Source organism: Fibrobacter sp. UWB16, from assembly GCF_900215325.1.
In the GTDB taxonomy this organism is placed as follows: domain Bacteria; phylum Fibrobacterota; class Fibrobacteria; order Fibrobacterales; family Fibrobacteraceae; genus Fibrobacter.
In genome coordinates, this window is the sequence record NZ_OCMS01000001.1 from 777,006 (window position 1) to 800,912 (window position 23,907).

Sequence of the window (23,907 nt, forward strand, 5' to 3'; positions counted from 1 at the left end):
AATAAAAGTCCGTCATGAGTTTAAAAATTTCTAGCATCACGAATAGCATCATCATCAAGAGCTTGTTGCTCTTGATTGTTTCGATGCTTGTCATTGTGATGATAGGAACCTACGTCTTTACCCAAAAACAGATGAAGACGACACTCAAGCTGAGTTACGATACCAACGAAACCCAGCTACAGCAGCTCGCTAACACCGCCAACAATGAAATGGAGCAATTCGCCAGTCGCCTCTCGCTTTTGGCGAAGACTTCCGAAATCCAAAGCATGGATAAGCTCACGGCGGCAGGATACCTCAAAAGCTTCAACATATCGTCGCTATTCATTTCGGGCGAATCCATATCGCTCTTTGACAGAAAGTACAACCTCATTTGCAACAACTCTATGTTGGGGTCAACAAAGATAACCTACCCCATCGAATTCAATAGGATTTCGCCGCACAGACCGACAATTTCCCCATGGTACCGCGACACAGACGGAACCCCCAAGCGAGCCTTTGGCGTTGTCGTTTCGGACCGAGCTATGGGCGATGGTCGACTCGTTTCGAATTTTTCGATTCGCCGTCTCTGGAAGTACTTCTCAGAATACAAAGTAGGGCAGAACGGCATCCTCATTGCCTGCAATGGTCAAGGCGAAATCCTTTACCACCCGGATATGAGAACGTGGCTTGACGGAGTCCACAAGATTTCTGAACTCGGCCTTGGCGACATGAACATCAAGCAGGACGAAGACAGCACCATCAAATTTTTGACGCTTGACAACGGAAAGTCCTACCTCATCAACAGGACTTTCAACCCGACTTACGACCTTGGTCTTATCGCCTTACAGCCAAAGACAGAAATTGATGCAATGGTTTCGTCGGTTCACCATGTCAGCCAAATCATTTTGTTCAGTTCGATTATCGCCATCTTGCTCGTGTCTCTTTGGCAGATTCTGATTGTCTGTAGACCGCTCAACAACTTGATTGACCACATTTCCCAGATTACCGAAGGGAACCTCAACATTGGTGAATTCAAGGCCAAAAGCAGCCAGGATGAAATCGGAAGACTTGCACAGGTCTTCAACCAAATGCATTCGACGATCAAGCGACAGATTCAAGAGCTGAACGCGCACAGGGAATTGCTCGAAAAAGAAGTCAAAGAACGCACCTACGAGCTCGAACAAGCTAACAAGAAGCTGGATTTGATTTCGAGAACGGATGAACTGACGCAGTTGCCGAACCGCCGCGATATGCACAGGACGATTGAAAAGGAAGTCGACCGTGCAAACCGCTTCAGAAAGTCATTCAGCATCATCTTTATCGACATCGACCATTTCAAGGATGTGAACGATACATACGGACACGCCGCAGGCGATGCCGTGCTCAAGTCCGTTGCTAGCACCATCCGCAGTCTGTTGCGCAAGTACGATGTGCTCGCCCGCTATGGCGGCGAAGAATTCTTGACGCTTTTGCCAGAAACAGAATTAAAAGATGCTGCACACGTCGCTGAACGTTTCCGCAAGCAGATCGAAAACCAGACGATTTTCTTTGGCGGCCAGGAAATCAAGGTCACCATTACGCTTGGCGTAGCCCAGTTCGATAGCAGCCAGGGCGCAGAAAAGTGCATCCAGCTTGCCGACAAGGCTCTTTACGAAGGCAAGGAACACGGCAGAAACAAGGTCATCCTTTGGACAGACGACAAGCCCGTGGAAAACGCGCAAACGTAACACTTCCGCAAAATTTCTATTTTTGCGTTTATGAACATCGACTTCAACCGTAGACTATCCATAGCTCCGATGCTTGACTGCACGGACCGCCACGAACGTTATTTTTTGCGTTTGCTCTCTAAGCATATTTTGCTGTACAGCGAGATGGTCGTATCTACGGGGCTTCTGCATTGCGAGAACAAGGACTTGTTCCTCGGGCACGAACCGTTCGAGCACCCGGCTGTGCTACAGCTCGGCGGCAGCAATCCAGCAGATCTTGCCGCCGCATCGAAACTTGTGGAAGCTGCAGGCTTTAGCGAAGTCAACTTGAATTGCGGTTGCCCATCGGACCGTGTGCAGAACGGAAACTTCGGCGCATGCCTCATGAAAGAGAAGAACGTCGTTGCCGATTGCTTCAAGGCGATGCAGGACGCTGTTTCGATTCCAGTTTCGATCAAGTGCCGCATTGGCGTCGATGACCTGGACAGCTGGGAATTTTTCACAGACTTTATCCAGACCGTGCGTGATGCAGGCTGCAAAATTTTCATCGTACATGCGCGCAAAGCTTGGCTCAAGGGACTCTCGCCTAAGGAGAACCGCGAAGTGCCGCCGCTCCATTACGAGTTCGTCCACCGCCTCAAGGCGGAAATGCCGGAGCTGAACTTGAGCATCAACGGTGGCATCAAGACGCTCGAACAGATTGAAGAACAGCTGAAAGATTTGGACGGCGTGATGGTCGGTCGCGAAGCATACGAGAATCCGTGGTTTTTGCACGATGCCGATGCAAGAATTTTCGGGGATGTCCGCCCTGAAAGCAACGATCCGGCAGAAATCATCGCCGGGAATGCACGCCCCGCCACGCGAAAAGCGCTCCTCGAAGCCTACCTCCCCTACGTCGAGAAGCAGACTGCCGAAGGTTGCCCCGCGACGATTCTCGTGAAGCACCTCTACGGTCTTTTTGCAGGACTCCCGGGCGCCCGCAAATTCCGCGCCACGCTCAGCAACGAGAGCCCCCGCGCCCACCTTTACGGAGGCGCCGCCGCCCTCATCCGAAAAGCAATGGAACTCGTTTCAGAAGAGTCGTAATAATTACCGTTATTACCGCTAATAGCGAGACTATCAACTAATTTTAGTCTTATAAAAAACGTTGAGAGAATAAAGCGTCGGCCAAGGATGGGGAGGGTGCAGGGAGGGGCCCGTGCGGCCTTCGCAACTCCGAGCTGGGGCCCCGCCCGCATGACGTACATTATTACATTTTCAATGCTTTTTAAAGCCTTAAGTTTAGTGTTAAAACTTAAGACTCACCCCTTGACAAGCGGATAAAATTTTTCTCTATTTGGTGGCGTATTTTTAAGTTTAACCTTTAACGGAGATACAACATGCCTTGCGGAAAGAAAAGAAAGCGCAGGAAGATTGCGACTCACAAGCGTAAGAAGCGCCGTCGTCGTGACCGTCACAAAAAGAAACTTCGCTAATATCCGTTAGCATTTTCTTGTGATTTCCTGTAAAAGACGGAGTGTAAAAGCTCCGTTTTTTCGTTTTTCATTTAGAAAAGTGACCAATTTTAGCGACAAAAAGACATCTGTTGATTCACAAATCAAACGATAAATAGGGATACCCCCAAAGGAAACCAAATGATAGATCGCAACAAACACTTCCTCCGCCTCATGGACTGGAGTGAAGAAAAAGTTCTCGAAACCATCGAGATTGCCTCGCGTCTCAAGGCTGAAGTTCACGCTGGTAAGGTCTCTGACCGACTCCACGGCCAGAACATCGCCATGTTCTTCGAAAAACCGTCGCTGCGAACTATTACGACTTTCCAGGTGGGCATGAACCAGCTCGGCGGCCACGCCGTGCTCCTCTCCCCAGATTCTATCGGTCTTGGCAAGCGCGAAAGCGTCAAGGATGTCGCCCGCTGCCTCAGCCGCTGGGTGAACGCCATCGTGGTCCGTTGCTTCAAGCAGCAGCTCGTCGAAGAACTCGCTGAATACGGTTCCATCCCGGTTGTGAACGCATTGACTGACGATTACCATCCGTGCCAAGCTATCGCATTTGCGCAGATGATCAAGGAAAATCTCGGCGGATTCAAGAACGGCAACAAGCCGAAAACGGTCGCTTTCATCGGTGACGGCAACAACGTTGCGAACTCCTTCCTCGCCCTTTGCTCTAAAGTCGGTATGAACTTCACGCTCGCCTGCCCGAAGGGCTTTGAACAGCCCGCCAAGGTTGTCGAAGAAGCGGAGGCCGGCTTGAAGAAGCACGGTTGCCAGTATCGCGTATTCCACGATCCGAAGGAAGCCGTCAAGGACGCCGACATTCTCTATAGCGACGTTTGGGTTTCTATGGGTCAGGAAGGCGAAAAGGCAACCAAGCAAAGCCACTTCTTGCCGTTCCAGATCAACGACGAACTCTTGAAGCTCGCTCCTTCTCATTGCAAGGTCAGCCACTGCTTGCCGGCTCACCGCGGCGAAGAAATCACAGACTCTGTGATGGACAATCTCGACGTGAACATGAGCTTCGAAGAAGCAGAAAATCGCCTGCACGCTCACAAGGCTGTGCTCTGGCAGGTGATGACGCCGTTCAACAAGTAAGCGTCAAGTCTTGATGAAATTCGCCCGGCATCACCGCCGGGCTTTTCATTTATGCGCAAAAAAATTTCAATTAATTCTAATACGTTCCCGTTTCGACAACTTTGTTACAGAACGATTCAAATTGCGGAGTTAACTCTTCAAGAGGATTTACAGAAGATTTTTTAGTTTCAACAGTCACTATATGGCGGTCTTTACAAGTCGTCTGACGCGTTTCACCATTGGTAGAATATTCTATCGAATTAACCTTGGCTTGATCACAAAAATCCTGCACATCACTTTTCGAAACATTCTGCGCAAAAGTGACTTCAGAAGTCGTCGTAAAAACGCCGTCTTTGTACTGCGCATCATACACGAGATTCATTGAATCCGGAACCGAAATTTCCATTTTCAAAGCCGTTTCAGTTGAACGCAACGTGCAATTCGCCCGGTCCGGCGTTGCGTCAGAATTTGCAAATTTACCATTAAATTTTTCGCATTCACTCTTTGCGTTTTGTTCAAGGAATTCAATCGAGACCGAAGGAACTGTTTCCTTAATCGTCATTGTACGTTCATCACACGTCACCGTCGCATTTCTATGTTCGGCCGCTGCAGTTTCCTTATTCTCTTCACACACGGATTGAATGTAGGCCGAAGAAACCGTATCCACATAGGTGCTATAATATTCTATTTCTTGCACGGCGCCCTTGATTGTGACAGTCACTTTCGTTGTCACGCCAACTTGCTTGAGAACACTGACAATGGAAGTATCAGAAAGAACATCATACGTACACGCCACATTATTACCCGTCGAGTTTTTCGTGCTATCTTTTTTGTCGTTAGCGTTATTTTTCAACGAATCTGGATCAGATTGATTTGATTTAGGCTGATTTTCAAGCACTGGCGATGTCGTATTTTCAGAGCCGCACCCCCAAAACATAAGTGCAGTCACAGTCGACAATAGAAGAACTTTTTTGAGCATACCGCCCCCTTTTTTGTTTATAAAACAATAACGAAAATATAACATATCTTTTTCTATATTTGCCTAAAATTTGAAATGAGGAGACATCAAATGTCCTTTGTTCAAGACCTTAAAGAAAAAGTTTTAGGTGGTTACGAAATTACTCGCGAGGACGCCATCAAGCTTTTAAGCGAAGACCTCGACGAACTCACGAAAGCCGCTGACGAAATCCGCGAAAAATTCCACGGCGACGACTTTGATTTTTGTTCCATCGTGAACGCCCGCAGCGGCCGCTGCTCTGAAAACTGCAAGTACTGCGCCCAGAGCAGCTACTACCACACCGGCGCTCCTGAATACAAGTTGCTCAGTGCCGATGAGATTGTCGCCGACGCCAAGAAGAAAGAAGCGGCAGGTATCCCGCGTTACTCCATCGTGACTTCGGGCCGTACGCTTTCGAACCGCGACGTGGAACAGATTAGCGAAGCGCTCCGTCGCCTGAAAAAAGAGACGAAGCTTTCGATTTGCCTTTCGGCAGGCCTCTTGAACAGGGATCAGTTCGACAAGCTCAAGGAAGCAGGCCTCACCCGCTTCCACAACAACCTGGAAACATACCGCCGTCACTTCGCGGACGTTTGCACGACGCACACTTACGACGATAAGATTGGCGCACTCCAGAACGCTCTTGCGGCTGGCCTCGAAATTTGCAGTGGCGGCATCATGGGCCTTGGCGAAACGATGGAAGACCGCATCGACATGTGCCTGGATTTGCGCAAGCTCGGCGTGAAGTCCACTCCGGTGAACGTGCTGAACGCGATTCCTGGAACGCCGTACGAAAAACTCCCAAAGCTCACGAACGACGAATTCTGCCGCATCGTGGCGATTTACCGATTCATCAACCCGAAGGCGTTCATCCGTCTTGCGGGCGGTCGCGGCGTTCTCGGCGACGACGGCAAGCGCGCATTCAAGAGTGGCGCAAATGCTGCCATCACGGACGACATGCTCACCACCGCCGGCGTAAACAGCTGCAAGGACTTCGAGCTTGTGAAAGGCCTCGGATTCAAGCCACACGGATTTATTGAGTAAGCTCACAGGAAATTTTTCTTGAGAGCCGTAATTATTTAAATTTAATTTGATGGCTTTCAAAAGTCGTATTTTTACGGGAATTCTAGTTGTATGCAGTTTGGTGTTACTCGCCAACTGCGCTTTTCCCGTACGCCCCGGATACGACAGAAAGAGCGGTACCTACAAGCGATACAGAGTGGCCACCACGACTCCAGAACCCGTCGACACCACCGCAGTAGACGCGCAAGAAGAACTGGTTATTGAGGAAAAACTCGCCGTTGAGAAAAAGCCTGACACAACGGTCGTTCAGATAGACTCCATCGCAAAAGTAGACACGACGAAAAAGGATTCTGTCAAAAAAGAGCCTGCAAAAAAAGTCGAAATCGCATCCAAAACGGTGGCTGACACCACAAAAAAACAAACCTCCGCAAAAACTGAAGCCGCTTCAAAAACCAAGAAACAGGCAAAGCCTGCATCAAAGCCCACGAACCTTGAAAAGTATGCCAAGGAATGGCTTGGCGCGAAGTACGTTTACGGCGCCGCTAGCAAAAAGAAGACGGACTGTTCCGGCTACGTGATGCAAGTCTACAAGGGCTTTTATAACATTGCACTAGACCATAACGCACAACGTATTTACGACGATGGGCGCGGCTATTCCATCAGGCGTACAAAGTTGCAAGAAGGTGATCTCGTGTTTTTCGGGAACTTCTGGAAAATCAGCCACGTCGGCATTTACTTAAAGGGAAACCGTTTCATTCACGCCAGTACGAGTAAGGGCGTGGTGATTACCTCCATGGACGATAACTATTGGTCGTCAAAATACAAAGGCGCAAGACGATTTAAGTAATTACTATCTTTTTTCCTATGAAAAAGATAGCATTCCAGGGCCGTCGCGGGGCCTATAGCGAAAGTGCCGCCTACCACCTGTTCGGAAACGATATCGAAGTCGTGCCGATGGACACGTTCGAACAAATTTTCCAGGGCATTGAAACAGGTGTCGTTGACGGAGGCGCCATCCCTATAGAGAACTCGACAGCGGGTTCCATTTACGACAACTACGACTTGCTTTACAAGTGGCGCCATCCAATTGTCGCCGAAGTCAAGTTGCAGATTGAACATACGCTCTGCGCATTGCCGGGCACAAAGCTCGAAGACCTTACCGAAGTCCTGAGCCACCCGCAGGGACTCGCCCAGTGCAGCCGCTTTTTCGGACAGCACCCGAACATCAAGAGCACCGCTTTTTACGATACCGCAGGCAGCGCTGAAGAAATCGCGAAGCGCGGCGACAAGCACATCGGTGCAATTGCAAGCGCATACGCAGCCAAGTTCTACGGTCTTGACATTTTAAAGCAAGGGCTCGAAAATTTGCCGGGCGTAAACTTCACGCGCTTTTACGCGATTCAGAAAACCGCAATTGAATTGCCGGACTTCAAGGCTAACGAAACAGGCAAGCCGCCTATCAAGACGACGCTCCTTTTGATGTTGAGCGATTCTAGCAAGTCTGGCGCTTTGTACGAAGCGCTCGGTTGCTTTGCCAAGCGCAAGCTGAACCTCACACGCATCGAGAGCCGTCCGCATCCGGACCGCCCGTGGGAATACATTTTCCACCTTTCATTCGAAGGCAATCCGAAGGACCCGAACGTCGTTGAAGCGCTCAAGGAATTGCAGCAGTACACCGACTTCATTTATCGACTCGGAAGCTTCCGCGAAGGAACAACGGAGAAACTGAGCTATTAAGCACAATTGTCACCCCGGCCGCTGTGCCGGGGTCACCACATGCGAAAAACGTGATTACAAAAATTAATTGATCCTATCGCCTTCGGCTCCAGGATGACAAGATCAGAATGATGAGGCCGGGGAGACAACGCAAGGAGATTATATGGCATACGAACGTACTGATAGAAAACCTGAAGAATTTCGCAACCTCAAGATGACCACGGGCTTTATCTCTAGCGCCGATGGTTCCGTTCTCATTGAAATGGGACGCACACGCGTCATCTGCAACGCAACGCTCCTCCCGAAAGTTCCGGACTGGCTTGCCGGTCGCGGCACAGGCTGGATCACGGCTGAATACAGCCTGCTCCCGCAAAGCACGGGCAAGCGCGTGGAACGCGAGCGCAAAGGCGCGAGCGGCCGCACGCAGGAAATCCAGCGCTTGGTGGGCCGTTCGCTGCGCGGCGCAGCCGATCTCGCCGCACTCGGCGAGAACGCCATCGTCGTGGACTGCGATGTGATTGAAGCTGATGGCGGCACGCGAACAGCCAGCATTATCGGTGGCTTTGTCGCACTCGCCATTGCCGTCAAAAAAATCAAGGAACGCCTCGGCATCACGCAACAAATCTTGAAGCATGGCATTACAGCAATCTCTGTGGGCGTCGTGAGCGGCAAGCCGCTTTGTGACCTCTGCTATGTCGAAGATTCTGCCGCCGACGTCGATATGAACGTCGTGATGCAAGACGCAAAGAATTTCATCGAAGTGCAGGGTACGGGCGAACACGCCAGCTTTGACCGCGCCATGCTCAATACTCTCCTCGACCTCGGCGAGAACGCCTGCAAGGAAATTTACAAGAAGCAGATGGAACTCATCGGCGGCGAACTGCCGTAGTTATCGACAAGACTTAACTGGATGGGGCTACGCCCCAACTCTTGGGCTCGGTTATGACCATGCAAGCATGGTCGCAACACTCGCCTTCTGAGTTGTTTTCGCTTCGCTCAAGATGACGAAGAAGGGATTCCGCCCCGTCCCCATTCGCGGATCATGACCACATAAGAGCTGAAGCTCTAAGTGGTCAAAGAGAACAAGTCCGGGGTGACAAAAAGGCGATCCCGGCACAAGGCCGGGATGACAAATGAGGAAGACAAGTCCGGGGTGACAAAGTAAGACAAATGTCCAGTGAACACCCGCCGCGATTGCGACGGGCTTCATATTATTTGATAACTAGGCCCTTTTTCCCAGAGACGAACGGGTCTTCGTCCGTCGAACAAAAATTCGTTTTTTCGGAATACTTGCCAAGCCCTCTTATATTAATTCGGCTCTTAGCATTCGCTTCACCTTGGACCGCAAAGAGAATCGAAGCCACAAGATCTGGAGCGCCATTCTTGCCTTCTACAGACTCAAATCGATTCCATTTCACGCATTGCGTTTTTACTTCAACTGACTTTGGCAACGTAACCTTCGAAAGTTGAGAAATAGAAGCGTAATTTCCATCCTCAATGTCGCTTACCACAACATCCAAATCAGATTCCGAGGCGTATGTTACGCATAAGCCTCCCCAACTTGAGATATTAGCCTTAGCCGCTGGTGAATTACCATCAAGAGGTTCTACAACGCCCGCGACATGGAAGCCAACGCCCAAATAACCATCTTTTGCAAATTCAAGTTCGCCACAAACGCCTTTGCAATAACCAAAAATATCTTCTTCTAGTGTATACTCGTGTCCAAGAGGCCCTGGCCAATTAACTGAACCCACACCGTCCATATCATTACCAAAGCTGAACCAATACCCCGAAGTTTCAGTACCATTGTCAGCACCTGTAATTACACGTGCATCCCAGCTAGCATCACTGCCATCCCACATTTCGCTAACACTTTTCGGATCAGCACAATCCCCGCTAACGCTACTCGAAGACAACACCAGTGACGAAACGGACGAGGAGCTAGGATTCGAGTTCACCAATCCAACATTGCAAGCACCACTAGCAACATACTTGCCAACAGAAGCGATAGTGAAATGGCCAGACATGGATTCGCCGCTATTCTTACCAAACTTTATATTCTTGATTTTTTTCGCGGCTTCGGCAGCAGGCATTGGATTTTCGCCTTCACCGTCCTTATCAAAATCTGCCCAGGTAAAGCATTTTTCTACAAGCTTTTCAGATTTTACTAATTCGGCAATTACGTCAGTATCCGTACCTACGCCCAATCTCACATACAAATTTAAATCCGACGAATAGGTAACGCAAATTCCGCCCCAGTCACTGATATCGGCAGACAACGGATGTGCAACATCCACGGTAGGATCTTCAAAACCGGCAACATTAAACGCGACTCCGACAACAGCTTCAGGAGCATTACCTTTATCCCAATACATCTTCCCGCAAATGCTGCCGCACTCATCTACGAGATGTTGCATGCAATCCGTACCATCATTAAGGCACTCGGCATCCCATTCTACGTGAGACATACCGCCATCATCGTTATCGCTATAAGAATACCAATAACCAGCACCATGCTTATCATCGGGATCAAATCCCGTTTTCACGATATATTCACCTTTTTTAGCATTCCATAGGCAAGCCGTCGAGTCAACAAGAACTCCTACGCTACTTGAGGAAACTGTAGGCGCAATTTGGCTACTTGATGATACCAAAATTTCTTGGCTACTGCTCACTGCTTTTTCGCCAGCGTCGCTACTACTCACGCCAGCAACAGACGAACTGCTTTCACCAATAACAGACGAACAGCTTTCGCCATATACAGGCGAAGCCGTAAACGAATCCGAAGAAGTATCATCGGAGCAGGCGACAATGCCTAACAACAAGGTCGGGATTATCCCCCAAAGAATTCTCCTGAACATACAACACTCCCTTATATTTTATTATAAACTATAATATATATTATTTATTTAAAAAAGGTGATTCCGGCTCGGAGGCCGGAATGACAGATTACCCCGGAATAAGTTGGGCATGACAAAAAGGCCGGAATGACAGATTAAAAAGGGGATTCCCGAATCACTATTTAAAGAACAGCTGGTTCTTGGCATTTTAAATAGGATGTGCCATCCAGTTCTTGATACGGGGCAATTCCCAAAATATTGAACGAACTGCCGGCATTATTCTTGGCATAATCATAGAACAAAATCGACGATATCTTGGAAGGATCGATAGGCACCCTTGTTTCGCTGTCAACAAATTCATTCCAGGATTTACATTCAATTTTGGCATAACCATCCGTCTGTGGCAACGTCACGCCCGGCAATTTAGATACGTTTGCAAAATCATTTTGTTCAGCATCATTTATTGCAATATGTAAATCATTCTCTGAAGCATAAACAATGCACATGCCTCCCCAATATTTGAGATCTTTCGCCTGCAACTTGCCATTTTCATCTTTATCAGCAATGTTAAATCCGAAGCCAGCATTTCCTGCACCTTTATGCGTTACACAAAGTCCCTGACAGCGGTTTAGAACAGGTTGCAACGAATCCTGACCTAACTCGCTATTCACTTGTACAGGATAAGTCTCATTGACTTCATCGTTATCCTTGAATGCATACCAATGGCCACCATCACTTGTCACCGTCGAATACCCCGTTTTCACACTCAAATAACCATCCGGACCATACCAGACTGGACTAAGATTTTTGAAAGAGCACTCATCCTTATACACCTTGCTACTGCTAGAACTGCGCGGGGTTCGGCTCGAAGAACTTATCGGCGTGTAAGAGGTTTTGGGGATGGAGCAAGCCCCATTAGCAGAATATTTTCCAATACCCGCTATATTAAACTGGTTCCTATCGCCGTTTTCATAGCTCTTTACAACAAACAGCACCGTACTCACTGCCGTTCCCAGATTCGGGACACTCGGTTGAAAATCATCCCAGGCAACACACTTTTCGATAAGCCCTCCCGATGCAGGGAGAGAGGCTTTCGGAGAATTTTCGTACGGGACATCTTTTACAACAACATTTAAGTAAGCATCCTTTTCGGAATAGTAAGTGATGCAAATACCACCCCAATCCTTGATATCGGCAAATTTAGCTTCTCCATAGCAAGTATTACCTTCACAAGAAGTCAATGTATCTTCAGCAATATTGAAGGCTACAGCAGATGCGGCATAATCCGCTTTTTCCAAAGTAAACTCCATCGTTCCACAAAAGCCTTTACATTCAACGATAATCGGCTCATACATATAGGGTTCATACTCCATTTCCCTATACGCAGGGAATTCTATTCTTGTATACGCCCCCTCGGGAGAAACATCGAAATCATACAACATTCCAGCGTATTCATCTAAATCATTATAGCCCGTATTTACAATGCCAGACCTATTCAAGCCCTTCCACAGGCAAGTCAAGGAATCGTCGTTTGTAGTAACCAGGCCTAAATCCGGTTCATTCGTACCGTCATCGCGATTCCACTGCGGAAGATTTTCATCGTAAGTACTGATACCAAAGATATTGAATTCTCCCGAGCCATCGGAATTACTCATAAATACAAAGTTGATTGCCTTGACTTCTTTAGCAGCCTCTTCGCCTGAATAGATCTTGCTCAATTTTGCCTTATTGTATTCCGCCCAGCTAGACACCTTAAAGTCGCTCCATTTGGCACAACGCGTAATGGCTTCATCAGAACCAAGCATATTCATAAGCGTTGGAGTATTCGTTAAAGTTTTCGGAAGCGTAATGCCCGGATAAGCTATACCCGGATACACATAATCAATCGTATCTAAACCACCAACATTCACATTGAGATAGACACTCACCGGGTATTCAGAGGCATACGTCACACAGATACCGCCCCACGCAGAGATATCCACCGTCGAATTTTCTTCGGCAAGCGTAAAACCAAGAGCCACCCAAGGCTTTGATCCCAAGCTTTGTAACTCAGCGCTTCCGCATACGCCTTCACAATAGTCAATAACAGGATCAAAAACATCTTCAGAATAATCATTGCCCATCGGGACTGGCCAAGTTATACGAGAATAATCATCGCTAAAGCTGAACCAATATCCCGTATTTTCATTACCGGTATTGATTTTGTAGTCCGTTTTGCCATTCCACACGTCAAACTTAGGAACAGCCACTACACTGCTAGAGGACTGGACTGCAGAAGAACTTTCGACAGCAGAGGAGCCTCCCACAACAGACGAACTGCTTTCAACAGCAGAAGAACCGTTCACGACAGACGAACTGCTTTCACCATGAGCAATCGGATTACCATCTTCCGTGACACCCGCCGTATTATCGTCCGAGCACGCCACAAAGCCGAACGCAAACGCACATGCAGAAACGCATGCCGATATGTTAAGAAAATTCTTAAGCATGATTTTTTCCCTCCTCCCACGTCAGCGGGAACAACTGTAAATTCAATCTGTAGACACGACCGACGCCACGGCCCTTCAACGCAATTTGAGCGATGCGCTTGCGGCAAGCATCAATTTCTTGCACAATTTGCTCGTAATCTTCGTCCGAAATTCCCATGGTAAGCCCAGAATAATTGCGTTCCGTCGATGAAAATTTTTCTAGCGCTTCATCTGCAAAATGGATCATCTCATGATGCAAAGAACGCATCGCCACCGACATAATTTCAGGAGACCCCGTCAGATGCCTATCGACCTGTTCGTAGGCATCGCCATTTTTCTTTAGGAGTCCCGCATCTACCATAAAATCGAGCGACTCGCGGACCTGCCCAGCAGAGGCTTCCAAACAACAACGCCTTGCAATTTCACCCGGAGTCGCCCCTGGCATCACCGGCGCAAGCTCCCTTACCACCGGATGGATCCAAGTTTCAAAATACCTGTAAGCATCGCCATCGACAACCTTCACGGCATTGTCTTTTGCTATCTTCAGCATGGACTCAAAAATGGCCTTGCGTTCATCATCCGTTTTGGCATGGCAGCATTCTACCATGAGCTTAAAATAGTCCAGCTCATAACCTACCAAACGCATTGCGGCACCGACCTTTTCGGCCCCAACAGACGAAAGGCGCGTTTTCTTTTCACAAACAAGTTTCAAGTACGTCGGCGATGTAAATCCTGCAGAACGGGCAAATTCACGCCACGAAAACGATGATACACGTTTCCGCTCATCGTAATAGTCCTGCATGTAGCAGCGATAATCCTGATACTCCGTAATCGGCTTCATAATAACAAATATACACTATCCTTTTCAAAAAGTCAATATTTCATGATACTATTTATCTAAATTTTATCAATTTAAAGCATTTTTATAAAAAATTCTAAAAATACATTTTATATTCATGATACGGAAGCGTAAAAAAGTGACCCACTCGGACGAGCGGGCTCAAGAAAAATCAATTCCAGGCGATAATTAGAATGAAGACAATTTCGAGGTGTTTACGGTACAGGAGCCATCAACCAAGTATTTGCCAACAGCGATAATATTGATTTTTATCTGGTTGTACAAATTCTCGTCCGAGCTCACTTCGAACTTGACGTCTGTGGCGTTCTTTTCCAATCCAGAATCAGAGAAGTCGTTCCAAGTAAAGCATTTTTCAGTAGGAACCGTAGCAGCCTCCAAAACATTTTCAGCTTCGAGAGAATCTGCCGCCAGTACGATGCGCATATTCCTTTCGGCCATGTAGTACACGCAAAGACCACCCCAGTCGCTAATATCTGCAGTAACCAAGGTCGTATCGCCGACATCATCCTTAACGGTCATTTTGAAGCCAATGCCTGCATATGCACGTGTAGAGTTGCCCTTATCCAAAGTGACGCTTGCCGAAAGTCCGCCTTCAAACAAATCTTTATCCGTCAACCATTCGATAACGTTTTTGTAACTCGGAGCCTCTGCAGACCAGTACAACAACGAGTTACCGTTCTCTCCACGGTCATTATAGGAATACCACAATCCGCCTTTTATTCCCGACGTATCTTCCCAGGCAAAATTGCTCGGCACGCTGGAGGTTCCATTCCAAAGGCATGCTTCATCCTTCGCAGGTTCAACAGCTTCAACAGAATCCAGATTGGCAACGCCGTGCTTATAAGAGCTCACGCCTTTAATATTGAAATAGCCCTTTTGTTTAGCTTCACCAACAAACTTAAAAATAATCGACTTTGCATTTTTCGACGCTTCAATACCTGTGTTAGAATCAGAGAACGTCCGCTTGAAATCGGCCCACTTAGCACAGCGAGCAGCCACGGCTCCCTTTTCCGTCTTGTCAAAATTGACTGAAGGCATTTCGTTCGAGGATCCAGCTGATTCCTTATAGCCAATCACACCTTCCATCGAGAGTTCCGATTCGTAAGAAACGCAAATGCCGTCCCATTTTGAAATATCGACGGTCGTATCCTTTTCGGTCAGGGCAATGCCCACGCCCGCACTCGGGACCGCTTCATCACCAAGTTCCACGGTACCGCAAAGGCCGCCACAATGAGAGACCAGAGATTCAATGTTGTCCGAAGTAAGGCTATCGCCCTCAATAGTCGGGAACTTGATCAACGACGTGCTCTCTTCATCTTCGTCGTTCACACTGAACCAATAACCGGAATTACCGTTAATATTGACACGGGCCATGCCGCTTTCGCCATTCCACAGGTCATAGGCCACAGAATTGCCCTCTTCTGTAATTCCCGTAAAATTTGAATCCTTGGAGCATGCGACTGCACCAATCAGAACGGCAAATATAGATAAGTTAAGAATTCTACCGAGCATCGGACTTATCCTCTTTCCATGTCAACGGAAACAACTGTAAATTCAACCTATAAACTCTTTCTGTACCACGACTATTCAAAGCAATTTGTGCCACTTTCTTTCGGCAAACATCAAGTTCCTGCAAAATCTTCTTATAGTCTTCGGCAGAAATCCCCATGGTAAGCCCAGTAAAGTTTCTTTCCGAGGGCGCAAATCGATTGATGGATTCTTCTGCAAAATGGGCCATTTCGCGATGCATATAGCGCAAAGCAAGCGACACCGCCGATGACTGGCCTTTTAGATGCTTGTCCGCCTGTTCATAGGTATCGCCGTTCTTTTTCAACAGCCCCACTCGCACCATAAAATCGAGCGAATCGCGAACTTCACCGGCAGAAACGCCTTCGCAGCAGCGCCTTGCGATATCACCCGGAGTAGCCCCCGGCATTACCGGAGCAAGCTCTCTAACAACGGGGTGTACCCAAGACTGAAAATATTTAAACGCATCGCCATCGATAATTTTGACCTTGTTGTTTGCGGCCAATTCCAGCATAGCTTCATAAGCGATTTTGCGTTCCTGGTCATTTTTGGAATGGCAATACGTCACCATCGACTTGAAGTACTCAAGTTCAAACCCGGCCAGTTCCATTGCATTGCCGACCTTTTCGGCCCCTTGAGGCGAAAGGCGGGTCTTGCCTTCACACACTAATTTTAAGTAAGTTGGGGACGTAAAGCCCGAAGCACGAGCAAATTCACGCCACGAAAACGACGAGAGTCTCTTCTTCTCGTTGTAGTAATCCTGCATATAAATGCGGTAGTCTTCATATTCCGTGACGGACTTCATAATCAAAAATATACATTATTTCATCATTCCAAGCAACATTTCATGATACTAGCTTTTGTTTTTCGAACAAAATTAAGTAATTTTTAGCAAATTTTTACAAAAACCAAATCCTATGATACTAAAGTAAATAAACACAAAAAAGCGGGCATAAAGCCCGCACCTTCATAGCCTATTTTCTAAAGCCTACTAAATATTCCAGTCGCAGAAGTTCTTGAGCATGGCGAGGCCAACTTCGCCACTTTTCTCCTGATGGAACTGGCTTGCAATTAAGTTATCCTTGCCCAAAAGCCCTGTAAAGGTCTGCGAACCATAAGTCGTTTCGGCAAAGGAATATTCCGCCGGGACCTGCGGGTAGTAGGAATGCACGTAGTAAAAATCGCAACCGCTGCGAATGCCCTTCATGATCGGGTGTTCGCGCGTGAAGTTCACCTGATTCCAGCCCATGTGCGGGATCTTGAGGCCAGGTTCATCCTTAAAGCGCACCGCGCGGCCAGGAATGAGTCCAAGCGTCTTGACGCCACCGTCTTCTTCGCTTTCTTCAAGAATGATCTGGCAGCCGATGCAAATGCCAAGCACTGGGTTACCTGCTTTTACAACAGTCTTGATGGCTTCGCCGATTCCTGTTTTAGTCAAAGTTTCCATGGCCGAAGCAGCAGCGCCCACGCCCGGGAAAATCAAGCGCGTAGCTTTTGCAATTTCATCGGGATCACGACTCACCTTGGCGTCTGCACCAATGAACTTAAGCGCATTCATCACCGATGTCAAGTTGCCAGCATTGTAATCCACAACAGTAATAGCCATAAAAACCTCATTAACTTTTACACGTACAAAGATAGAAAAAAGAACCGCCGAAGCGGTTCCCTTAAATAGTTTGATTTGATTCTAGATTAGAACCAGCGCCAGGTCACACCGACGAGAATCACGTTCTTGTGCTGAGAATCCTTGTCCAGGTCCTTATCGTAAGCGATGTCATAGCTGACCTGGAATTCAAGTAGCGGAGAAAGCGTAATTGCAAGGAGGTTTTCCCACCTGCCGTCGATTTCATCAACACCCTTGAAGTTCACAAATGCCCACAGACGGCTCTTGAACGTCACGAGATCAGAGAATGCATACTTGTATTCCGTGATGCTTTCGAGACCCGGTTCATCCTTGAACTTTTCAATCTTCTTCGTATCGGGATCGTCTGCAAAGGCATAGTCCGTCGAAATGGTCATGCGGTTTGCAAAAGCAAGGCGCGTAGAGAAGTTTTCGGTCGGGAAAAAGCCGACACCAGCCATCTGCGTGACATAACCCGGAGCCATAAAGTGAGAAACGGTCGTTCTGATTTCGTCGCCGTTTTCATCTTCGCTATAAGCGTAACCCCTAATAAACTGAGATTCAAAGCGGGCGCCAAGGTACGGCTTAATCTTTTCAGAGGCGTTAAAGTCGGCCATGGTTTCGTAGAAGATCTTGTCAGCAGACTTGCGCTTGCCGAGACCATCCGTCCAAGTGTAACCAAGGGCGAGGTTCAGCTTGTTGCGCCAGTCAACGACTTCCCAGTGATTCTTAAGGTCGGCATCATAGCTGAAAAGCCATGTGTAAGAAGATGTACCGTCTTCGAACTTCCAGTTGTTAAACTGCATGCGAGTGAACTTAACGGCAGCGACCACGTCGGCAGTCATATTTTCAGGGAGATAGCCTTCAAACATGCCCCCCTCAGCGAATGCCGTCGATGCAGAAATGAGAGCTGCACAACCGAGTGCGAATAATGATTTTTTCATATTCCTTCCTTGTTTATGGTCCTTCTTTCCCATAGACCTTTTTGTTTGACTTAAAGATAACATTTTTTTAAGAGAAAAACAGATTCAATGCATTTTTCGATTACTATTATTACAAACATGTTACTCAAGCGCCTAGTCATAGTTTTATTCCTGATTTTTTGCACCGAAAACGTTCTCGCAAAGGACGTTTCCAAGAAATCGCCATGGACTTTTGAAGCCGGCATTTCAGCTGGGCGCCCCACCCCGATTATGGTCAATGCGGGGGTCGGCTACAATAACATCTTTTTCAGGGCCATGGGCGGCGGAATGTACTTCGGCACCGATGATTTCTGGGTCGGATACCGCGGCGGATTCGCCTGGGAATTTTTCCGTGAATTACCGTTTACGCTAGACCTCGGCATTGGGGGCGGATACGCTTTTGCAAAGGCTCCCAACGGATACCTCAAGGCTTTAAACAAGGCCAACGACGAGAGGATGGTCCGTTCGTACAACTACAAGGAATCACTTGATATTTCTGTCGAAGTGCGTGCAAGCATCTACGGGGCGTTTACGCAAATTGGGATTCCTGTCCATTACTTTATGAAACATGACGAACCGACGGTGCTCTGGCAAGTCGGGTATGCGTACAAGTTCTAAATAAAAAATCCCGGCTCGGATGAGTCGGAATTTTTGAATGCTTTGAGAAGCGCTATTCAAGAGTGCGCCCGAAGGGCGCGACTTTTAAATTACTTCTTGAGGCTCGGAACGCCACCGAAGTCGACGTTCGTCTTCTTGCCGAGCAAGAGAGCGCGAGTCTTGAGCGGGAGGCCGTAGCAGCGGATGAAGCCAGTAGCGTCCTTCTGGTCGTACATGTCAACGTCCGTGAAGCCACCGAGGCCCATGTCGTACAAGCTGTACGGGCTCTTGATGCCGGCCGGGATGATGTTGCCCTTGTAAAGCTTGAGGGTAACGTCACCAGTCACAACCTTGTTCACTTCATTGAAGAAGGCGTCCATAGCCTGGCGGAGCGGAGTGAACCACTGGCCATTGTAGACAAGGTTTGCGTATGTCATAGACATCTTCTGGGCTTCGAACAAAGTTTCCTTGTCGAGCACGAGCTGCTGCAAGCATTCGTGAGCCTTGTAAAGGAGCGTGCCACCCGGAGTTTCATAAACACCGCGGCTCTTGAGGCCGACGAGGCGGTTTTCAACGATGTCCAAAAGACCGCAAGCGTTCTTGCCACCGATTTCGTTCAAGAATTCGAGAAGTTCAACAGCGCCCATCTTCTTGCCGTTGATAGCAACCGGATTGCCCTTTTCGAAGGAGATCGTCACGTGATCAGCCTTGTTCGGAGCCTTTTCATACGTGTTGGTGTGCTTGAGGAATTCGTACTTGTGTTCCTGTTCCGGGAATTCCAAGACGCCACCTTCGTGAGAAAGGTGCCAGAGGTTGCCGTCTTCGGAGTAGATCTTCTTCTTGCTGATGCCGTTGAGCGGAATCTTGTGTGCAGCGGCGTAGTCGATAGCGTCTTCGCGGCTGTGGAATGTCCAACGCGGGTCCTTCCACGGAGCGATGACTTCGAGCTTCGGGTTCAAGGCAGCGTAGGTGAGTTCGAAACGGACCTGGTCGTTACCCTTACCGGTAGCACCGTGAGCAACAGCGTAAGCGCCTTCCTTTTCGGCGATCTTGACCTGGTACTTAGCGATGAGCGGACGAGCAAAGGACGTACCGAGGAGGTAAGTGCCTTCGTACTTTGCACCGGCGCGAACGGTCGGCCAAACGTATTCTTCAAGGAATTCCTTCTTGAGGTCGAGAACGTAGCACTTGGAAGCACCGGTCTTGAGAGCCTTTTCTTCGAGAGCCTTTGCGTTCGGGAAGTCATTCTGGCCGAGGTCGGCTGCGAATGCAATCACTTCGACGTCGTAGGTTTCCTTGAGCCAAGGAATGATGATGGAGGTGTCAAGTCCACCGCTGTAAGCGAGGACGACTTTCTTCTTGGATTCTGTTTTAGCCATTTTGAATGTCCTTATGGAAAATTTTAGACGTTGTAAATATAGAATAGACACGAGACGAGAGAACAGAGGGACGAAAAATTTTTATTAAAAAAAGCATCCCTATTTTACTTACAACAACAGCAGCTTTCCCAAAGCATTGAGCTCTATTTTTCTATTTTCAAAAACATGAAACTTTCGGACAGAGCGCTCGGTTACATTTCTTTCATTGTATTTGCCTGCATTTTCGGCGGTATCTCATTTGGCATGTGGGCTGCCCACCAGAACGTGCGCCAAACGGCGATTGTCGATTTTAATGAACTCGGTTCTTTGCAACCCGAAGACCCCGTAGTGTTACGCGGCTACCGCGTCGGCACCATCGGAAGCGTCACCTGGCTCAAGGATCGTTCCCGAGTCGTCATCCACTTTACCGAACCGATCAAGATCCGCGAAGGGACGCAATTCAACAACGTGAACTATGCGCTCATGGGGCAACGCCGTCTCGAAATCATTCCGTCAAAGACAGGCGAACTCATGCCGGAAAACCACGTGTTCCAAGGACATTTTGAACCGGGCATTGCAGAAACGCTGCGCCTCATCGAGAACGTAAACGAGCAACTTGAAGCCGTGCAAAAGACAATTCTATTGCTCGCCCAGGGAGATTCCTCACACAAGTCCGCTCCGGAAATCTACGAAGAAGCCATGCATTCCATCGAGGACATTTTCGCCCACACCGAAAAGACGGTCGGAACGCTCGGTCCCAAGATGAACAAGCTCTTCAAGCAAATGAATTCTTCGAGCAAGGCGCTGACCAAGACGGCCCTCCAGGCAGATACCGCCATCAAGACCGCCACGGCGACTGTGAACGAAAAGCTCTCGCTTGTAGACTCCGTTGTCATCTCGCTGACACAAAACGCAAAGAAGACAAACGACGTCATCACAAGCATTGAAAAAGGAATTGATTCCGAAACGCTTTTGCAGTCCAAGGAACTCATCGAGAATATCAACAACATCATAGACGGACTCAACAAAGCCGTCGCTGCAATTGATACAAAGAATCTTGGGTTCAAGGATAAAGACGGCAAGCCGATCAAGCTGATTACATGGAAAAACATGAACATCATCGGCGACAACGCTCGCGATAAGGCGCGCAAGCGAATGGAAGAAGCCAAAGCTCAGCAAGAACAAAACAAAGCGGGCAAGTAAATGGATTTATCGAACCTGCCCGGACTTGGCCCCAAGAGGCTCGAAAAACTGAACAAGTCCGGATTAAGCACCATTGCCGATCTTTTATACAACATTCCGCGTACCTATCTTGACCAGACAAAGGTTACAAAGATTGCGGACTTGCACGATGGCGAACGCGCTGTCGTGATTGGGATTATCACGCGCGCAGGGATTGTCAAAGGACGCATGTCGCGCTTTATGGCAGTCCTCACCGATGGCACCGCCGAGATTTCGCTTTTATTTTTCCGAGGCACGCGATTCATTGCAAACCGTGTAAAACCAGGGACGCGTTGGCTTGTTTCGGGGACAGTCGGTTCGTACCGCGGGCTGCAACTGGTGCATCCGGATATGCAGCCGTTCGACGAAGGCGAAGCATTTAACGGACAAATCCTCCCCGTCTACCCGATAAGCGAAATATGCCGCGAAGCCAAGATGGAACAGCGGTTCTTCCGCAATTTGTACAAAACGATTTTCAACTTTCCGGGACTCACACTCCCGAACGCTTGTCCGCGCGAGCTCACGGACTATTTGCATTTTGCCCCCGTGATGGACAATCTCCGTGCGCTCCACATGCCCAAAGACTTTGATTCCATTTACAAGGCGAAGCGCGAGCTCAAGATTTTGGAACTTTTGCCGTTTTGCCTGCGCATGGTGAAGCGCCGCGAAAATCAAAAGATTCGCGGACATGAACGCCAGATTGATTTGGGGAACGTGATGGCCGCGAAAGCGCGCCTCCCGTTCCAACTGACCACAGGTCAGGACGCGGCGCTGAATACAATCATTGACGGTCTCAATGGCAAAAAGCAGTTCCACGCACTGTTGCAAGGCGACGTGGGCTGCGGAAAGACCGTCGTCGCCATGCTCGCCATTATGGCCGTCTGTGGAGCAGGCGAACAGTGCGCGTTGATGGTCCCGACTGACATTCTCGCACGCCAGCATTTCAAATCGCTCAAGCCGTTCTTTGATGCGGCTGGCATCCGCGTGCATTTGCTTGTCGGGGCAACTCCCGCCGCCGAAAAGAAAGTGATTCTCGGTGAACTCCAGATGGGGCTTTGCAACGTTGTCATTGGAACGCACGCGCTCTTTAGCAAGGACGTTTTCTTTGCAAAGCTTGGGCTCGTGATTATCGATGAACAGCACCGTTTCGGCGTGAGCCAGCGCGAAGCGCTGCTCGCCAAAGGCGACTACCCCGACATGCTCGTCATGAGCGCCACGCCGATTCCGCGAAGCCTCGCAATGACGCTATATGGCGATTTGAAAGTCATCAGCATCAAGGAAAAGCCGGCAGGCCGTAAGCCCATCAAGACTCGTCTCGTGAATGCAGCAAAGCGCGAATCGATGAAGCAGTTTATTTGCAAGGAAGCCGCCGGCGGAAATCTATGCTACTGGATTGCAAGCCGAGTGAACGCCGACGCTTCGGCTAGCTCAGCGACCTTATCGTCAGCAGATTCAGCAGCAAGCGATTCAAGCGCCCGCAGTGTCGATGACATCGTGAACGAAATGCGAGCCTTTATCGCCGCCTTCGGCCACACCGATGAGAACATCGCCAAGCTCAAAGTCGCAGGCGTCCACGGTCAAATGGACGATACGCAGAGAGACGAAATCATCAAGCAGTTTGCCGCAGGCGAAATCCAGATTCTCGTAGCCACAACCGTTATCGAAGTCGGCGTGAACGTCCCCGCCGCAAATCTCATGGTCATCGACCAGCCAGACCGATTTGGTCTGGCGCAGCTTCACCAGCTGCGCGGCCGCGTAGGCCGCGGCAATCAAGAAGCCTGGTGCTTCTTGATGACGCCCGAAGGCGAAGCCGCCGAAACAAGCATGGAACGCCTCTCGCAATTCGCCGCCACCGAAGACGGCTTTGAAATCGCAGAGCTAGACTTGAAAACACGCGGCGCCGGAAACCTCGAAGGAAACGAACAAAGCGGCGCCTGGGTATTCCGCTGGTTCGACTGGATTCACGACCAGGAGCTCATTTCGCAAACGCTCGAACGTGCGGAGCACATATTAAAAGACGGTTCCGCATTCAACGAAACCGCCAAAGAAAAAATCCAGACCTGGTACAACGAGAAGCCCTCGGCAAACGAGGACGGCGTCCATTAAAAATTAGAGCAAGCGCGTCATCGTGCCCAAGACAAGGGCTATCAAGACCACGTTCAAGAAGAACATGGCTCGGCGCACAATCAAAAAGAAAATAGACTGCCAATGGAAAATGTGGTCGGTCGGATTGATGAGTTCCTTCGCCGCCAAAAACACATTGATACCGCCCGTCATCACAAGCATCAAGGCTCCCGGGAAATAGCCTTCGCTCCACACGAGAACGGTAAGCCATGCACCCGCAATCATGGCGATAATGCCGATGATAATTTCGACACGCATAAAAATGCGCTTGACTTCACGGGCTTTTTTTCGACGATTCTCGCGAGCAGTCTCGTCTTGTTGTTTTTCTTCGTCCATCGC

20 protein-coding genes are annotated in these 23,907 nt (G+C 48.7%); 10 read left to right on the forward strand and 10 right to left on the reverse strand.

The window, feature by feature from the left end; translation table 11 throughout:
• The first annotated feature begins 14 nt into the window (after nucleotides 1-14).
• The 3 genes from CRN95_RS03250 (at nucleotide 15) to argF (ending at nucleotide 4,276) form a co-directional block, all read left to right on the forward strand.
• Entirely contained in the window at nucleotides 15-1,706 is a 1,692-nt protein-coding gene (locus CRN95_RS03250) for a sensor domain-containing diguanylate cyclase (protein WP_088629840.1), read from the forward strand.
• 30 nt (nucleotides 1,707-1,736) lie between these two features.
• On the forward strand, nucleotides 1,737-2,771 hold the full coding sequence (gene dusA / locus CRN95_RS03255) for a tRNA dihydrouridine(20/20a) synthase DusA (RefSeq protein ID WP_097020083.1): 1,035 nt from the start codon (nucleotides 1,737-1,739) through the stop codon (nucleotides 2,769-2,771).
• 548 nt (nucleotides 2,772-3,319) lie between these two features.
• The gene (gene argF, locus CRN95_RS03260; protein ID WP_088629838.1) at nucleotides 3,320-4,276 is read left to right on the forward strand and encodes an ornithine carbamoyltransferase; all 957 of its coding nucleotides are present in this window, start codon (nucleotides 3,320-3,322) and stop codon (nucleotides 4,274-4,276) included.
• Between the two features lie 76 nt (nucleotides 4,277-4,352).
• Here the strand turns inward: argF and CRN95_RS03265 are convergent, their stop codons facing one another.
• Nucleotides 4,353-5,234: a hypothetical protein gene (locus CRN95_RS03265; RefSeq protein ID WP_097020084.1), complete on the reverse strand. Its 882-nt coding sequence runs from the start codon at nucleotides 5,232-5,234 to the stop codon at nucleotides 4,353-4,355.
• A 90-nt stretch (nucleotides 5,235-5,324) separates the two neighbouring features.
• On the opposite strand from CRN95_RS03265, the gene bioB reads away from it, so the two are divergent.
• The 4 genes from bioB to rph all read left to right on the forward strand — a co-directional run bounded on the left by bioB (nucleotide 5,325) and on the right by rph (nucleotide 8,880).
• Nucleotides 5,325-6,296, forward strand: a complete 972-nt coding sequence (gene bioB / locus CRN95_RS03270) for a biotin synthase BioB (RefSeq protein ID WP_097020085.1) — start codon at nucleotides 5,325-5,327, stop codon at nucleotides 6,294-6,296.
• Nucleotides 6,297-6,345: 49 nt separating this feature from the next.
• Entirely contained in the window at nucleotides 6,346-7,122 is a 777-nt protein-coding gene (locus CRN95_RS03275) for a C40 family peptidase (protein ID WP_097020086.1), read from the forward strand.
• A 17-nt stretch (nucleotides 7,123-7,139) separates the two neighbouring features.
• Nucleotides 7,140-8,012, forward strand: a complete 873-nt coding sequence (locus CRN95_RS03280) for a prephenate dehydratase (protein ID WP_073425143.1) — start codon at nucleotides 7,140-7,142, stop codon at nucleotides 8,010-8,012.
• Between the two features lie 142 nt (nucleotides 8,013-8,154).
• Nucleotides 8,155-8,880, forward strand: coding sequence for a ribonuclease PH (gene rph, locus CRN95_RS03285; RefSeq protein ID WP_085491969.1), 726 nt, complete (start codon nucleotides 8,155-8,157; stop codon nucleotides 8,878-8,880).
• Nucleotides 8,881-9,202: 322 nt separating this feature from the next.
• On the opposite strand, the gene CRN95_RS03295 is transcribed toward rph, so the two are convergent.
• The 7 genes from CRN95_RS03295 to CRN95_RS03325 all read right to left on the reverse strand — a co-directional run bounded on the left by CRN95_RS03295 (nucleotide 9,203) and on the right by CRN95_RS03325 (nucleotide 18,250).
• On the reverse strand, nucleotides 9,203-10,852 hold the full coding sequence (locus tag CRN95_RS03295; RefSeq protein ID WP_097020088.1) for a hypothetical protein: 1,650 nt from the start codon (nucleotides 10,850-10,852) through the stop codon (nucleotides 9,203-9,205).
• A gap of 161 nt (nucleotides 10,853-11,013) precedes the next feature.
• Complete coding sequence (locus CRN95_RS03300) at nucleotides 11,014-13,320, reverse strand: hypothetical protein (RefSeq protein WP_097020089.1); 2,307 nt, start codon at nucleotides 13,318-13,320, stop codon at nucleotides 11,014-11,016.
• A complete protein-coding gene (locus CRN95_RS03305) occupies nucleotides 13,313-14,140 on the reverse strand; it encodes a TIGR02147 family protein (RefSeq protein ID WP_097020090.1) in 828 nt (275 codons plus the stop codon). Before CRN95_RS03305 ends, CRN95_RS03300 begins: the two co-directional genes overlap by 8 nt.
• A 186-nt stretch (nucleotides 14,141-14,326) precedes the next feature.
• Complete coding sequence (locus CRN95_RS03310) at nucleotides 14,327-15,670, reverse strand: hypothetical protein (RefSeq protein ID WP_097020091.1); 1,344 nt, start codon at nucleotides 15,668-15,670, stop codon at nucleotides 14,327-14,329.
• A complete protein-coding gene (locus CRN95_RS03315) occupies nucleotides 15,660-16,490 on the reverse strand; it encodes a TIGR02147 family protein (protein WP_088629828.1) in 831 nt (276 codons plus the stop codon). Before CRN95_RS03315 ends, CRN95_RS03310 begins: the two co-directional genes overlap by 11 nt.
• 186 nt (nucleotides 16,491-16,676) lie before the next feature.
• Nucleotides 16,677-17,291, reverse strand: coding sequence for an imidazole glycerol phosphate synthase subunit HisH (hisH, locus tag CRN95_RS03320; RefSeq protein WP_097020092.1), 615 nt, complete (start codon nucleotides 17,289-17,291; stop codon nucleotides 16,677-16,679).
• Nucleotides 17,292-17,377: 86 nt separating this feature from the next.
• Nucleotides 17,378-18,250 carry a DUF3078 domain-containing protein gene (locus tag CRN95_RS03325; RefSeq protein WP_235002848.1) on the reverse strand — a complete coding sequence of 291 codons (873 nt, stop codon included), beginning with the start codon at nucleotides 18,248-18,250 and terminating at the stop codon, nucleotides 17,378-17,380.
• A 117-nt stretch (nucleotides 18,251-18,367) separates the two neighbouring features.
• On the opposite strand from CRN95_RS03325, the gene CRN95_RS03330 reads away from it, so the two are divergent.
• Nucleotides 18,368-18,886 carry a hypothetical protein gene (locus CRN95_RS03330; protein ID WP_097020291.1) on the forward strand — a complete coding sequence of 173 codons (519 nt, stop codon included), beginning with the start codon at nucleotides 18,368-18,370 and terminating at the stop codon, nucleotides 18,884-18,886.
• A gap of 89 nt (nucleotides 18,887-18,975) precedes the next feature.
• Here the strand turns inward: CRN95_RS03330 and CRN95_RS03335 are convergent, their stop codons facing one another.
• Nucleotides 18,976-20,244 carry an argininosuccinate synthase gene (locus CRN95_RS03335; protein ID WP_072827569.1) on the reverse strand — a complete coding sequence of 423 codons (1,269 nt, stop codon included), beginning with the start codon at nucleotides 20,242-20,244 and terminating at the stop codon, nucleotides 18,976-18,978.
• Nucleotides 20,245-20,409: 165 nt separating this feature from the next.
• On the opposite strand from CRN95_RS03335, the gene CRN95_RS03340 reads away from it, so the two are divergent.
• Entirely contained in the window at nucleotides 20,410-21,426 is a 1,017-nt protein-coding gene (locus CRN95_RS03340; protein WP_097020093.1) for an MlaD family protein, read from the forward strand.
• On the forward strand, nucleotides 21,427-23,550 hold the full coding sequence (locus tag CRN95_RS03345; protein ID WP_097020094.1) for an ATP-dependent DNA helicase RecG: 2,124 nt from the start codon (nucleotides 21,427-21,429) through the stop codon (nucleotides 23,548-23,550). It begins immediately after the preceding gene.
• 3 nt (nucleotides 23,551-23,553) lie between these two features.
• On the opposite strand, the gene CRN95_RS03350 is transcribed toward CRN95_RS03345, so the two are convergent.
• Nucleotides 23,554-23,904 carry a hypothetical protein gene (locus tag CRN95_RS03350; RefSeq protein ID WP_235002849.1) on the reverse strand — a complete coding sequence of 117 codons (351 nt, stop codon included), beginning with the start codon at nucleotides 23,902-23,904 and terminating at the stop codon, nucleotides 23,554-23,556.
• Nucleotides 23,905-23,907 lie beyond the last annotated feature (3 nt).